Below are 14,266 nucleotides of genomic sequence, written 5' to 3' on the forward strand. Positions count from 1 at the left end.
GATATCTGGCGATGCGTCCGCATGAGGCCATCCTTTGATGGTGGGGGGGAAGCTGGACGGGCAGGACACGCCGGATCGGACCTTTGGGAGCGCTCCCAAAGGTCCGCTATCGAAGGTGGTCGCCACACGCGCCTCCGTCAACCCCTCGCGAAAACTCCGCCGTCGGAACCACCCCGTCAGATCCACCACCCCCTCGCGAAAACCAACCCGTCGGAACACCCCCGTCAGGTCCACCCCGTCAGATCCACCCCCTGCGCGCCGCTTCCGCGCCCGCGCGGAAGCGGCTCGTCGTGCCGAGGGCCGCCATCAGATCGCCTACCCGGCGGCTGTACGTACGGCTGGACATGCCCAGCCGGGTGGCCGCCGCCTCGTCGGTGAGCCCGGCGAGCAGGGCCTCCAGCACGGGCCGCAGCGCCACCGGCAGGACCCCGGGGGCGGGGACGGTCGCCGTGGGCAGCTCCTCGCCCGTCTCCCACCAGCTCTCGTGTGTACGGACCAGGGCCTGGACGACCACCGGGTCGCGGATCAGCAGCAACCCGTGGAAGTGGAGCTGGAGATCGAGGGGGACCGCCGCGACCGAGCGGTCCACCAGGATCATCTTGAAGGGGATGGAGTCCGTCTGGCGCGCCCGGCCGGGGAGTTGCCGGGGGAGGGGGTGCGGAAGGGCGGCCAGGCCGTGCCGGGGGACGATCCGGCGGACGCCGACCGAGGGTGGTCGCCCCCGGCCCCTTCCGCCGAGCCCCCCCGGGCCGCCGTCCGGCCAGCTCTGGTCCCCCGCCGCGCGGACGCAGGCGCCCGCGAACTCCAGGAACTGCTCCGGAATGCACTGCCCCAGACAACTGCCCGGATCGTCGAAGATCAGCAGCTCACGGCGGGCGGAGCGGACCAGCGCGGTCAGGGTGGCCGTGACCTCTCGTACCCCCTGGATCGGACGGCCGGGCGGGTGGGTGTCCGCCACCGCGTCCTCCCGCGTCCCGTTTATCGGCAGCGTCGATCTGTTGAGCACAGAGCCCGTAACCTCTGCCACGGCTGACCACCCCCGCCATCCCCTCGGAGCCGTACGCCACTCCATGTACGCACATCATCGCTCACCGTGACAAGTGCAGTTCAGAGAGTGGCGACTCCATGCCAACGAGACGGGTGCGCACCCATAGCCGCCGATTCCGGCCGCGCGGGGGTCCGCGCGGCCGGTCGGAGGCCGGCCCCGGGCCCTGCTCGGGGCCGGTCCGGGGCTTTGTTCCGAGCCTGTTCGCGCGGGGGCGGCCGGGCCCCGGGGGCCGGGGTCAGTACGGCGTCAGCAGCGTGTCGACGAGATACACCGTGGCGTTGGCCGTCCCGATCGCGCACTGGATGTTCGCCGTATCGGTGGTCGCGGCGTCCTTGACCCGGAACGTCGTGCCGGACCCCGAGGTGGTGATCGTCGACCCCTCCAGCGTCACGAACGCGCCCCTCGGGAGGTCGCGGCGGGTGATCTTCCGGTCCGCCGCGTGGTACTTCAGGACGGTGGAGAGCCGGTGCCCGTTGTTGAGGAGCTTGACGAGCTGAGCCCTGGGCATCTTGTCGAAGGCCGTGTCGGTCGGGGCGAAGAGGGTCAGTTTCCGCGCCTTGTCGAACGTGTCCGTCAGCCCGGCCTTCCTCACCGCCGCGACCAGCTGCGAAAGCTGCGGGATGTGCGAGGCCGCGGTCATCGCGGGCTCCTCGCGGAGGGCCGCCGCGCTGCCGACGCCGGCGCTCGGGATCCATGAGCAGTCCGGCCCCCACGGGACGACCGGGCCGGGCGGGACCAGGGGCCCGGTGGGGCTGGGCGAGGTGCTGGGTGACGTACTGGGGGACGTGCTCGGGGACGGGGAGACGGCCGGCGTGCCGGGTGTGGCGGGGGCCGGTGAGACCCCGAAGGCGCGCGGTGCCGTGGCGCCGAGCGAGACCGGGAGGGCCGCCGCGAGGGCGGCGGCCACGAGGGTGTTGCGCAGACGGATGGGCTTCATAAGCCGATTCCTCTTCCTGGGGGAGAGGGCCCGAGAAGCGGTCCTGGCCCGGCAGCGCGGGACGGGAGGACGCACCGTCGAAACAGCGTAGCCACGCCCGGGTGGGTCGGCATCTCGGGAGCGACCGGCGGGAGAGGGCGATCGGCGCTATTCGCCTCCGTACGCCAGTTCGCTCGCGAGCAGCGCCGCGCCCACGACGCCCGCGCGTGGGCCGAGTTCGGACATGACGATGGGGAGGTTGCCGGTGGCCAGGGGCAGTGAGCGTTTGTAGACGACGCTGCGGATCTCCGCGAGCAGGAGATAACCGAGCCCCGCCAGACCGCCGCCGATGACGATCATCGACGGGTTCATGAAGCTGACGAGAGTGGCGAGGACCTGGCCGACCCGCTGGCCGCCGGTACGGATGAGCCCGATGGCGGCGGTGTCGCCGCCGGTGGCGCATTCGGCGACATCGACGGCGGTGAGGGCGCCCCGTTCGGCGAGGCGGGCGGCGAGCGCGGGGGACCGTCCCGTGAGCGCGGCGGCGGTGGCGTCGCGGGCGAGGGAGGCGCCGCCGAAGTATGCCTCCAGGCAGCCGGTGTTGCCGCAGGTGCAGACGGGTCCTTCGGTCTCGACCTGGATATGGCCGATATCGCCCGCGCACCCCTCGGCGCCCCGGTAGATCCGGCCGTGGTGCTGCATTCCGGAGCCGATGCCACTGCCTATCTTCACGAAGAGCAGATGCTCGACACTGCGTGCGACCCCGCTGTGCCGCTCGCCCAGTGCCATCACATTGACGTCGTTGTCGACGACCACCGGGCAGTCGTGTTCACGGGCGAGTGTGTCCCGTACGGGATAGCGGTTCCAGCCGACCATGATCGGCGGGGATACGGGGACTCCGTCCCGGAAGCTGACCGGTCCCGGGAGCCCGATGCCGATGGCGTCGAGCCGGGTGTAGTGGCCCTTGGCGCCCAGCTTGTGGAGCAGTTCGCTGACCCGGCCGAGTATCCCGACGGGTCCGGAGCGGATGTCGGCCGTCTCGGAGTACGACGCCACCGGGTCCAGGCCGCCGTTGGTGATCTCGATGTCGATGGAGCTGGCGCCCAGGTCGACGGCGGCGAACCGCAGCCCCGGATCGAGCCGGACCAGTGTGGAGCGGCGGCCGCCGCGTGAGGCGGCCGGGCCCGCGTCGAGGACCTTCCCGGTGGCGACCAGCCGGTCGAGCTCGGCGAGCAGCCGGGGGCGCGGCACCTCCAGCCGGTCCGCCAACTGGGCTCTGGAGAGTGGGCCGTTGTCACGCAGCAGGCTCAGTACGCGGTACGGGACGTTCACGGGCTCCACTTCCTCAATTCCCGGCGCTCGTCCGGCATCGCGGGGCGCCTTCTCTGCGACCGTACGCAACTTTCCCCCGCTCCGTGCGAGGGAGTCCGTGTGGTTGGCCGGAAGGTGCCCGAAGCGCTGCCCCGCCTGGGCGGAGGGGCAGCGCTTCGGGGTGTCGCGGTGTCGCGGCCGGGGTGCCGACGGGGGGCTCGCACCCCCGGCCCGGGGGTTCTCGCCGTCCCTCCCGGCGCCCGGGGGCTCGCGCGCTGCCCGGGTCAGGAGCCGAGGCCCCCCTTCACCGCCAGCGCGTCCCGTGCCAGCGCCGCTCCCGCCGCCGCGTCGTTCACCAGCGCGGTGTCGCCCGTGGCAGTGACGAACGCGTCCAGCACCGCGCGGGCCTGGCCGATCCGGCCGGCCTCGGCGTGGGCCCGCGCCTGGTCGAGCCGGACCGTGAGGCGCTGGAGCCCCCGCGCCGTGGCCAGGTTGTCGGCGCGCAGCCGTGGCAGCAGCGCGCCGAGGTCGTCGAAGGACGTACGGGTGGTGAACCGCACCGTCCGCACCGTGGAGTTGCCCGCCCGGTCCGTCGCCGTGACCTTCAACTCGTGCGCGCCGAGCGGCAGTCGCCACAGCTCCACCGGCTTCCCCGGTACGAGGGCCGCGCCGTCCAGGGTGGTGGCCGAGGAGGCGATCCCGGAGACCGGGTCGGTGACGGCGATCACCGGTGTGGGCCGCTTCGAGTCGCCGTAGGAGGTGTCCGCGTCCAGCCCGGTGACGGTCACCGAGGGTCCGGTGCGGTCGATCCGTACCGTCAGTGTGCCGACCTCGGAGACGTTGCCGCCGCTGTCGGTCGCCCGGTAGAGGACGGTGGTGGCGCCCTCGGTGGCGAGGGTGACGGCCGTGTTGGCGGCGAGCCAGGTCGTACCGCCGTCGACGGAGTACTGGCGGCCGGTGACCGTGCCGTTGTCGGTGGCGGTGACGCCGAGGGTCACCTCGCCGGTGTACCAGCCGCTGGTGCCGGGCCGGGCCGGGTTCAGTGCGGCGGACACCTGCGGTGGTGTCCTGTCGGCGACACCGGGGCCCTGGAAGGCGAGGGAGTCCAGTTCGACGCCGCCCGTGGAGGTGACATACAGCTCTCCCGTACCCGAAGGGGCCGTGTCCAGCGGGGTGCTGACGGTCTGCCAGTTCTCGCCCGCCGGTACGGACACGGTCGCGAACGGCTCCGCGTCCGGGGCGTTCCAGCGCAGCGCCAGGGTGCCCGCCCCGCTCGCGCGGGTCCGCACTCCGCTGATGCCGCTGAACGAGACCGGGTCGTACGCGATCCAGTCCCCGGCGTCGAAGGAGGTCAGTTTCCGCCGGCCGGACGCGGTGGTGTCATCGGTGATCGTGACGCCCTCGGCGGTGTCGTAGTGCTCGGCCTGCATGAGCGCCGGGTTGAGGACGACCTGCGCGTTCCCGGTGGCCGGGGGCACACCGCCCGCGCCCTTGTCGGTGTAGGTGATGCCGAGAACACCGAAGACGTTCTCGGTGTCACCGTGTCCGGCGTCTGTCGGTGTGACGACGGCGCCCGCGCAGCCGGTGCCGCTGTTGACGGGGTGGCCGTGCTGGTTGTGACCGAGGCCGAAGGTCCAGGCGACCTTGGCGCAGTCGACGTTCCTGCCGTCCTCGGCGTCCTCGATGGCGACTCCGTACGGCACGGCGTCGCCCCAGTCGAAGAAGCCGCCGTCCGGCGGTGCGGTGATCCCCACGGTCGGTGCGGTGTTGCCCACGGTGATCTGCCGGCTCGACAGCCCGTTCTTCCCCTGCGGGTCGGTGACCTTCAACCGGGCCTGGAACTGGCCGATTTCGGGGTACGTACGGGTGACCCGGGGGCCGGTGGCGTCGAAGGTGCCGTCACCGTCGAGGTCCCACTGATAGGTGAGTTCGCCGTCCTCCGGGTCGCTGGAGGAGCGGCCGTCGTAGGAGACGGTGAGCGGTGCCTGCCCGGAGGATCTGTCGGTCTTGATCACGGCGGTGGGTGCCTTGTTGCCCTCGGCATAGTCGATCCGGTAGAGGCCCGCGTCGGGGTTCTGCCGGAAGAATCCGTCGCCGTAGTCCAGGACGTAGAGCGAGCCGTCCGGGCCGAACTCCAGGTCCATCGGGTTGTCCCAGGGCGGGATGCCGTTGGCGGAGCGCTCGCTGTTGGGGAGGACATTCTCCAGCTTGGTGACCGGGCCGTCCGGGGCTTCGAGGGTGAAGGCGGCGACGTAGTCCTGCGAGAACTCCCCGAAGAACGCCTTGCCGTCCCAGTACGCGGGGAACTTGCCCGGCGCCGGGTTGTCCGCGTCGTAGTGGTAGACCGGTCCCGCCATCGGGGCCTGGCCGCCGGGTCCGCCGGGACCGCGGAAAGCGGTCAGCTCGGGCCAGGGCTGGTCGGTGTCGCGGTCGCCGTACCAGAGGGTGGCCGGGACGGACGGCGGGAGTTCGGTCAGTCCGGTGTTCCACCGCGAGTCGTTGACCGGCTTCGCGCAGTCGAAGGCCGGCCCCGGGGTGAGGGTGGCGAAGTCGAAGTCCCGGTACGGGTGGGAGTTGTCACCCGTGCAGAACGGCCAGCCGCTGTTCATCGGCCGGGTGGTGGTCTGCCACTCGACGTACCCCATCGGACCGCGGTTCGGGTCGGCTGTCCCGGCGTCGGGCCCGTAGTCGCCCCACATCACGGCGCCGGTCTTCCGGTCGACGGTCATCCGGAACGCGTTGCGCAGGCCCATCACGAAGATCTCGGGGCGCGTCCTCGCCGTACCGACGGGGAAGAGGTTGCCGTCCGGGACGGTGTAACTCCCGTCCTCCTGAACGGTGATGCGCAGGATCTTGCCGCGCAGGTCGTTGGTGTTCCCGGCGCCACGGCGCTCGTCGAGACCGGGGTTGTAGGTGGGGGCGTCGTTGATCGGTGTGTATCCGTTGGTGTGGGGTCCCGATGCCGGTGTGTTGCCCCCGGTGGACAGATAGAGGTTGCCGTCCGCGTCGAAGTCCACGTCACCGGCGACATGACAGCACTGGCCACGGTTGGAGTCGACGCGGATGATCTCCTGCGCGGTGGACGGGTCCAGCTTGTCGCCGGTCCACTTGAAGCGCGTCAGCGTGTCGTACCCCTCCCATCTCTTCCAGTACGAGTCGTCCTGCCCGGCCGGGAGTTGGAGGGGAGCGGAGCCGGTCGGGGTGGTGAGCGGCGGCGAATAGTAGAGGTAGACCCACTTGTTGGTGGTGAAGTCCGGATCCAGGGTGACGGTCTGGAGCCCCATCTCCGAGTTCTGGTACACGTCGATGTGGTTGACGACCTTGGTCACCCCGCTGCCGGGATCGGTCAGCCGCAGATCGCCGTTGCGCGCGGTGTGCAGGACCCGGCTGTCGGGCAGGACGGCGAGGTCGATCGGCTCGCCGGTGTCCTTGGTGAGGGTGACCTTCTCGTAGTTCGCCCAGTCCAGGGCGTGTTCATGGTCCGGGTGTGCCTGCGCGGCCGGTGCGAGGGCCACCATGCCGAGCGCGGGCAGGGCGGTGAGCAGGGCACCTGCGATCAGACGTCCGAGAGTACGGTGCACGGGTGAGCGCCTCCTTGGGCTCCGGGGCTTCGGCGGGGGACCGTTCCCTCAGCCGAGGAGCCCCTTGAGCGCCGTGTAGCTGCGCTCGGCGGCACCGAGCGAACCCGGCGGATCGGGAAGGGCGCCCGGTGCGGTGTCCTGCTCCCAGATGCCGATGTGGGCGGCGCGCGGGCTGATGTCCCGTACGAACTTCTCGTACGGCAGGTCACCCGCCCCGAACTCCACGATGTCGAACCCGTTGGCCTGCGCGGGGTTGCTGTCGCCGTCCTTCATGTGGAACAGCGGGTAGCGGTAGGGCTGGTCGCGCACATACGCGGCCGGGTCGAAACCGGGCCAGCGGTACTGACCGACGTACGCCCAGAACACGTCCAGCTCCAGATAGACGTGTCGGGGGTCGGTGTTGCGCAGGAACACGTCGTAGAGCCGTACCGAGGGCTGGTCCTCGGCGAACGCGAACTCGCCCGCGTGGTTGTGCTGGTAGAGCTTGAGACCGCGCGCGGTGGCCGCCTCGCCCCAGGCGTTGAACTCCTCGGCGGCGGCGAGATAGCCCGCGACGGTGTTGGTGTTCGTGGGCGCGTTGGCGGTGCCGATGTGCGGCATGCCGAGGATCTGCGCGGCGTCCAGCTCCGCCTGGAGGCTGGTCCGCAGACTGCCGATGCCGACATGGCTGCCGACCGCGCGCAGTCCGTTGTCGTCGAGCAGCCGCCGGATCTCGGGGAGGGTGATCTGCCGGCCCAGGATGGAGGTGCTCTGGGTGTACCCGGCGAACTCGATCTCCCGGTAGCCGATCCGGGACAGCTCCGCCAGGACGACGGCGAAGCCGAACGCGCTGACCTTGTCACGGATGCTGAAGAGCTGGATGCCGATGCGGTCCTTGGGAATGGACAGCTTGCCCGGCGTGGCGGCGGTCGGTGCGGCGGCCGTCGGCGTGGCCGCCGCTGTGGCCGCGGACGCTCCGGTGACCGAGGCGGCGGCGAGCGCCACGGTGGTACCGGCAGTGGCCCGGAGGAAGTTCCGGCGGTCGAAGGACTTGTGCAGATGGCCCACGATCACTCCTGGGGAATGAGGCGAAGGGGTGGGGTGCGCTGTGGGGACAGACGGACCACAGGACCTGGGGGTGGCGGGGGTCGCGTACGGCCGGGGGAGTTGCCGCGAACCGTCTCCAACAGCGCTTTTACAGAAGTGACTTACCGGCGGCGCGAGCGTCCGCCCGCGCCTCGGTGGCGCGTTCGGCGGCCTTCTCGGCCAGCTCGGCGCCGCGGTCCGGCGCGGCGGCCCTGGACAGCCGGGCGGCGGACACTCCGACGGGGGCGGTCTCGCCGGTGATCCCGCCCCGGACGCGGGCCAGTTCGCCGACCTTGAGGGCGGGGGCGTTCCCGGTGGCGGTGAGCTTGCCCCGGACGATCGTGTTGTCCAGTACGGCGTTCGCGGTGTTGCCGGTGACCGCGAGGTCACCGCCGAGGTAGGTGGCGCCGGGGCAGGAACCGAGCAGTCCCTCGCCACCGAGCTGGAGGGTGTCGGCGTTGTCCTTGTATACGGTGTTCCCCTGGACCTCGCTGGCGCACAGCACCCCGCCGAGGGCGTTCCCGCTCACCGTGAGGGCTCCCTCGAGGGTGCTGTCGTACACATCGGTGTACTGGTTCCGGTCCCCGGTCAGCGCGCCGCCCAGGGTGGACCCGGACACGTACAGCTCGCCCGATTCGGCTCTGACGGCGCCGCCGAGCTCGGAGTCGACGGCGTACAGGAAGCCCCGGCCCGCGGTGATCCCGCCCTTGACGGTGGTGGCCCGGAGGTAGGTGCCGAAGGCCGCCTGTGTGGTGAGGGCGCCCTTGACGGTGGTGTCGGCGAGGTCGAGATAGGCGTTCGCGCCCACACCGACCGCCCCGCCGAAGGTGGCGCCCGAGGCGACGAGGTCGGCCCCGGCCTCGACGGTCACACTGCCCTTGACCTTGGTGCCGGTCAGTGTGCACGACTTCCCGGCGGGCACGACCAGGTCACCCTTGACGGTGACGGCCCCGCCGTCGCCCACGCAGGTGGTGTAGAGGGCGGCCTGCGCGGAACCGGCGAACGCCACCAGCCCTCCGGAGGCGATCAGCGAGGCCGTGGCGATGAACGTGCGGATCTTCATGAGCTTCCCTTCGGCTGCGGTCCGGCCGCGCCGGTGTGCGCGGACGGATTCCCCCGTACGACGACGCGGACGGCGACGCGGACGGGGGCACGGCGGTGCGGGGGTTGCTGCGCGGTTCATGGGTGCGGGCGGGGCGCGGTCTGGCCGGTTCGATTCGGCGCGCGCACGGCGTGAGTGTTGCCGCGGTAGGCGGTGTTACCACTTCGAAACGCTTGACTGGTTGGGGCGAGACACTAGGGCCGCCGTGTGAGGACTGTCCAGGGGTTTGGCTGAAAACTCCGGAACTTTCTCGTGATTCGTCAAAAGATAGGGATGTCAGGCGAAAAGCTGGCGAGGGTACGGAGGGTACGGAAAGCCCACCGGACAGCCGCCCCAGAGTCGGGAGGGAAGGAGTGGGCCCGACCGCCCCACCGCTGACTCACCGACAGGACAAGCGAGTTGACCGAAGCACCCCGGAGCCCCCACGACGCCCGGAACTCCCACGATGCCCGGAACTCCCACGATGCCCGGAACTCCCACGATGCCCGGAGCCCCCACGACGCCCGGAGCCTCGACCACCCCCGGAGACCCTTCCTGTACGTGGTGGTCTGCGCGGCCGGAATCGCCGGCGACGTCGGCACACTCATCACCGCGGCGCAGCGGCGGAATTGGGACGTGGGCGTCATCGCCACCCCGCAGGGCCTCGGCTTCATGGACCGCGCCGCCATCGAGGAACGTACGGGTTTTCCGATCCGCTCCGCCTGGCGCCTCCCCGGCGAACCCCGCCCACTGCCGCCGCCCGACGCGATAGCCGTGGCCCCGGCCACCTTCAACACCATCAACAAATGGGCGGCCGGTATCTCCGACACACTCGCCCTGGGCGTCCTCTGCGAATCCCACGGCCTGGGCGTCCCGATCGCCGTCCTCCCGTATCTCAACGCGGCCCAGGCCGCACACCCCGCGTACCCCCAGAGCCTCGCCCGTCTCCGTGCGATGGGTGTCCGCGTCGGCGCGTACGAACCCCACGCCCCGAAGCCGGGGGAGTCCGAGGACTTCCGGTGGGAGGAGGCGTTGGAACTGCTGGACCCGGCGGGGTGAGGCGGGGCGAGGTGGGGGCGGCGGCTCGGCACGTAGGCTGGCCCGGACTCGGTGACAAGGAGGCGGCATCGGATGGGCGGAGATGTTCTGCGCTGGAGCGCGTACCGCAGCATGCCGTGGAAGAACGGCGGTGGTACGACCCGGGAGGTCGCGTCGGGCACCGTGCGAGCGCCGCTGGCCCCGGCGGGGCCGGCGGACGGCTTCGACTGGCGGATGAGTATCGCGGACGTGGACGCGGGAGGCCCCTTCTCCGCCTTCCCCGGGATCGATCGCGTGATCACCCTGGTCGAGGGCGAAGGCATGGTGCTGACCGTGGACGGGACCCCGCATCCGGTCGGACCGTTGACCCCCTTCGCCTTCTCCGGCGACGCCACGACGGACTGCCGGCTGGACGCGGGCGCGGTACGTGACATGAACGTGATGACCCGCAGGGGCCGGGCGACGGCCCGCGTGCGGATCGTCACCGTCGCCGCCGTACGGGGGACGGAGACGGCGTGTGCCGAGGGCGAGACCCTGCTCGTCATGGCCGCCACCGAGGGGATCGCCGTCGTCGGACCGGACGGGCGGGAGACGGTGCTCGGCCGCCTTGACTGCGTACGTCACGAAGGCCCGGGGGCGCTGACTCTACGGGGCGACGGCACGGTGGCCGAGATCAGGATCACCGCGCCCCACTGACGGCGGGGCCCCTCCGGCCTTCAGCCCGCCATCGGTCACGGGCCGGCCGGGTCCTGGCATCGCGCCGGCCTGCGGCGGCGAAGTTCTGGATCACCTGCGCCACCCCAAGTAAATCCGCTCGGCTGAACGGGCCGGCCCAGCACCGGCGCGGTTCCGGACGCGAGTGCTGGGCCGGCACACGGATTTACGGCTACGGCGGCGGGCCGTCGCCGAGGCGGGCGAGGCCGGCCGGGAGCGTGAGATGTGCCCAGACGAGCTTGCCGGGGCCGTTGCGCTCGCTCACCCCCCCACGCGTCCGCGAGCGCGTCCACTTGTTTCCTCGGCCCGGGGCCCAGTTCACAGAAGACCGCGGAGCGCGACTTCTGCTGTGTCCACGGCCTCGGTGAGGGCTTGGGTGTGGGCTGCCGAGAGGTGTCCTGTGCCGAGTCCTGACGCGGTGAGCACAGCGTCGAGTCGCTGTCTCTGATCGCTGGTCAGGCATGAGCCTGCCAAGGGGTGGTTCAGGACGTCACGGGCGGCATAGGCGTCGAGAGCGGCCACGTCGGCGACGGCGTCCTGGAGAAGGACGATGCGGGGGCTGGTTCGGCCGTGGGCCAGATCGAGCGTGGCCAGTCCGACTCGGGTCTGGAACACAGCGGTCGCAGGGGCGGGCGGGGCTATCAGCGCGAGTGTTTCCTCCAGAGCAAGGTCCAGCTCCGGCTGGAGCGTGGGGACGGTCGCGGGCCGACAGCAGACGCGCAGGAGGGCCGCGATGGCGTTCTCCCACGGTTCTGTGGGGACGGTGGACTCGATCGTTGCGCGAGCCTGCTCGTCGAGGCCGCGTTCCATCAGCGACATGATCATGATTTGCCGTCCGTCGAGGAGGCGGTTGCCGACGCCCCGGTGCGCGGTCATGGCTTCGGTGGCCTCGGTCCAGCGGCCGATCCGCGCCAGAGCCCTCGCGCCGTCGACAAGCACGGTGACCCACAGTTCCTCGCATACCTTCCGGTGGTCCGCCTCGTTGCCGATCAACATCGACAGATCGGCGGTGTTGCCGAGGATCTCGGCTGTACCGCGCTTCTGGGCGGCGCGGTACAGCCGCAGGAGTACGTCGTAGGCGCCTTCGCCGTCGCCCTCACGGGTCAGCAGTCGGGAGATGTTGATCAGGGGCATGAGTGCCATCACGGCGGTGTCTCCCGTGAGGCGTCCGGCGTCGGCGAAGACCTGGTGCTGTCTCCAGCACAGGTCGGCCGCCAGGTCGGGCATCCCTACGTCTGAGGCGACCAGCGCGGAGTAGTTGAGGACCCCGCTGGCGCGGGCCACCAGGTCGTGGTGGCCCGCGCCAGCGGGTGCGACGGTCAGCCCGATGAGGTGGGCGATGCGTTCGTCCAACGGTAAAGCCGGTGCTTTGGGACGGCGGACCAGGGGGATTCGGCTGGCAATCGCGGGGATCATCGGATCAGCTCTTGCGCGGCCAGTCGACGACGAGACGGCTGTATGTCTTGTCGATGACGAAGCGTGGCTCGGCGGCCGTGAGTTGGTCGCGGGCGTCTCCGACAGCCATGCGGAAGCCCGGTTCCCGGGCGCTGTTGCCCCAGCCTTGATCCCACTCGCCGATCTCGGTCGCGACCTGATCGGCGAGTTCGGCGGCGCGCGGACCATGGCCGATGACGCCGATCTCCCAGAACCTGCCCCGTTCGTCCTCGCCTTCGCGCACAGTCAGGTAGGCCAGGCTGTCACCGTCGAGCGCGGCCATGGAACCCCAGCCGAAGTGCGGGGTGAATCCGGGGCGAGAGCCGGGCATGCGGGACAGGCCGTTGGGCAGCACCGATGCCAGGTACAGGTACAGCCACTCCCAGGGGTCACCCTTGCGGAACTTCACGCCGGAGTAGACCTTGGCCGATGGCTGGTCCAGGACGGTGCGCATCGCTTCACGATCCACCTCCTGCTCGCTGAAGGTCTCCAAACGGACGCTGCCCTCACCGGCATGGGGCACGAGGGTGTAGATGTCGTCACAGACGCCCTTGCGCAGCGGTACGAAGGTGGCCATCTCGCAGGAGACGGTCTTCCAGATATCACCATTTCGCTCGAAGGCGAAGGATCGCGAGATGCTGCCGCGAATCCGCATCGGGAGGACCAGGCGTCCGCCGGGGGCGAGCTGGTCGAGGATCTTCACCGGAACGTCACCGGCGCCGACGGTGAACTGGATGCGGTCGAAGGGGGCGTGCTCAGGAAGGCCGACAGCGCCGTCGGCCAGTACGGCGGTCACGTTCGAGGCCCCGGCCTGCGCGAGGTTCTTGCGGGCGCTGTCGACGAGGTCCTGGTCGACGTCCACGGTCCACACGTGGCCTCCGGGGCCCACGAGTTCTCCGAGCAGGCGGGCGTTGTAGCCGGTGGCGGCTCCGGCTTCCAGGATCTTCTGGCCGGGCTCGGCTCCCGTCTGCTCCAGTTGGGTGGCAACGATCGAAGGCGCGGAGATGCAGGAGATCATCTCGCCGTTCTCGTTGTGCTTGGTGGGCACCGCGTCATCGATATACGCGGCCCGAAGGTCGACGCCGGGGAGGAAGTGGTGGCGCTCGGTGTGCCGGAAGGCGGCGATGACTTCGGGGGTACGCAGGTGGCCTCTGTCGATGAGGCGGTTCACGAGCGCTTCGCGCAGTTCGGCGGGGTCGGTGCCGGGAGGCAAGGTGGTGTCCATTCGGGTGAGGTTAGAGGCCGGGGAGCCGGACTGGTGGGTAGACACGTTGGCTGTTTCCCTTGTGGTGAAGGCGACTTGACGGCCCAGCCATGCGGTGGCGGCCTGCTCGCCGGAAGCCACTCCAGCGCGGTTGAAGGCGAAGATCGCGTGATGGGCGAGCACCGCGCGCAGGCCACGTGTCAGTTGCCCGTCGGAGGCCAACCGCCTCAGCCGGTGCCCAGCGCTCTCGAACGCGGCGACGCGCTCGGCCCAGCCTGGCTCGGCGTCCGGCCGCAGGGCTGCGTCGGCGTTCATGAGACGGCGCATAGCCGCGACGGCCCGGTCGCGCGCAGGACCGGTGGGCGGGGTAACGGGCGGTCGCAGAGAGCCGAGCTTCACCCAGACGTCGCCCGTCTCGAACGGATCCAGCCCGGCAGCCCGGATCATGGTGGAGAGCAGCAGGACACAGCGCTCCCTGGCTCCGGGGCTGCCGGTCTCGGGCAGGGCGGCACGGCTGTCCGCACAGAACACGTCGTGTGCGACATCCATGCCGTCGGGGCCGCCGAACGCTGCGGTCTCCGGCTCGTAGACGCCACCGACCCAGCCGCTGGCCAGTTGGCCGGTGACGAGCCTGTCCAGCAGGTCTGCCGCAGGGCGCTCGGTGCGCAGTCGCAGACCTCCGCCCTTGCGCAGGAAGTGGAACCGCTGGCCGTGCAGTGCGGAGGACACCGCCTGGGCGGCCTCCGGGCTCACCACACCATTCGGAAACACCACACCGGCATGCCACCAGTCCTTTTCGGTGGTGATCGGAAGGTTCTCGTCGTCGATGTCCATGCTCGTGGGCGCTCCTTGTCGGTGAGGCTCGGTTCGGGTG

General features: G+C 70.7%; 10 protein-coding genes. 2 read left to right on the forward strand and 8 right to left on the reverse strand.

What is annotated here, in order from left to right; all coding sequences use genetic code 11:
• Positions 1-238: 238 nt before the first annotated feature.
• From ACIP8W_RS02895 to ACIP8W_RS02920, 6 genes are all read right to left on the reverse strand, one after another.
• Positions 239-1,006: a DNA-binding response regulator gene (locus ACIP8W_RS02895; RefSeq protein ID WP_402201716.1), complete on the reverse strand. Its 768-nt coding sequence runs from the start codon at positions 1,004-1,006 to the stop codon at positions 239-241.
• Positions 1,007-1,283: 277 nt separating this feature from the next.
• Complete coding sequence (locus ACIP8W_RS02900) at positions 1,284-1,985, reverse strand: fasciclin domain-containing protein (RefSeq protein ID WP_401952680.1); 702 nt, start codon at positions 1,983-1,985, stop codon at positions 1,284-1,286.
• A 147-nt stretch (positions 1,986-2,132) separates the two neighbouring features.
• Positions 2,133-3,296 carry an ROK family protein gene (locus tag ACIP8W_RS02905; protein ID WP_402201718.1) on the reverse strand — a complete coding sequence of 388 codons (1,164 nt, stop codon included), beginning with the start codon at positions 3,294-3,296 and terminating at the stop codon, positions 2,133-2,135.
• 263 nt (positions 3,297-3,559) lie between these two features.
• Complete coding sequence (locus tag ACIP8W_RS02910; protein ID WP_402201720.1) at positions 3,560-6,856, reverse strand: PQQ-dependent sugar dehydrogenase; 3,297 nt, start codon at positions 6,854-6,856, stop codon at positions 3,560-3,562.
• A gap of 48 nt (positions 6,857-6,904) precedes the next feature.
• Complete coding sequence (locus ACIP8W_RS02915) at positions 6,905-7,903, reverse strand: sugar phosphate isomerase/epimerase family protein (protein ID WP_402201722.1); 999 nt, start codon at positions 7,901-7,903, stop codon at positions 6,905-6,907.
• A 127-nt stretch (positions 7,904-8,030) separates the two neighbouring features.
• Positions 8,031-8,984, reverse strand: a complete 954-nt coding sequence (locus ACIP8W_RS02920) for a hypothetical protein (RefSeq protein WP_401952691.1) — start codon at positions 8,982-8,984, stop codon at positions 8,031-8,033.
• A gap of 579 nt (positions 8,985-9,563) precedes the next feature.
• On the opposite strand from ACIP8W_RS02920, the gene ACIP8W_RS02925 reads away from it, so the two are divergent.
• Both ACIP8W_RS02925 and ACIP8W_RS02930 read left to right on the forward strand, forming a co-directional pair.
• Entirely contained in the window at positions 9,564-10,061 is a 498-nt protein-coding gene (locus ACIP8W_RS02925; RefSeq protein ID WP_401952693.1) for a flavoprotein, read from the forward strand.
• 72 nt (positions 10,062-10,133) lie between these two features.
• Positions 10,134-10,736, forward strand: a complete 603-nt coding sequence (locus ACIP8W_RS02930; protein ID WP_402201724.1) for a HutD family protein — start codon at positions 10,134-10,136, stop codon at positions 10,734-10,736.
• A gap of 336 nt (positions 10,737-11,072) precedes the next feature.
• Here the strand turns inward: ACIP8W_RS02930 and ACIP8W_RS02935 are convergent, their stop codons facing one another.
• On the reverse strand, positions 11,073-12,107 hold the full coding sequence (locus ACIP8W_RS02935) for a hypothetical protein (protein ID WP_401952699.1): 1,035 nt from the start codon (positions 12,105-12,107) through the stop codon (positions 11,073-11,075).
• Between the two features lie 67 nt (positions 12,108-12,174).
• Positions 12,175-14,226: a methyltransferase, FxLD system gene (gene fxlM, locus ACIP8W_RS02940; protein ID WP_401952702.1), complete on the reverse strand. Its 2,052-nt coding sequence runs from the start codon at positions 14,224-14,226 to the stop codon at positions 12,175-12,177.
• Positions 14,227-14,266 lie beyond the last annotated feature (40 nt).

It is taken from the genome of Streptomyces sp. NPDC088554 (assembly GCF_044752945.1).
GTDB lineage: Bacteria > Actinomycetota > Actinomycetes > Streptomycetales > Streptomycetaceae > Streptomyces.

What these genes read in the sequence shown, in the direction of transcription:
- fxlM (WP_401952702.1), bottom strand. Translation starts at nt 14,226, where the DNA reads ATGGACATCGACGACGAGAACCTTCCGATCACCACCGAAAAGGACTGG.
- ACIP8W_RS02900 (WP_401952680.1), bottom strand. Translation starts at nt 1,985, where the DNA reads ATGAAGCCCATCCGTCTGCGCAACACCCTCGTGGCCGCCGCCCTCGCG.
- ACIP8W_RS02930 (WP_402201724.1), top strand. Translation starts at nt 10,134, where the DNA reads ATGGGCGGAGATGTTCTGCGCTGGAGCGCGTACCGCAGCATGCCGTGG.
- ACIP8W_RS02920 (WP_401952691.1), bottom strand. Translation starts at nt 8,984, where the DNA reads ATGAAGATCCGCACGTTCATCGCCACGGCCTCGCTGATCGCCTCCGGA.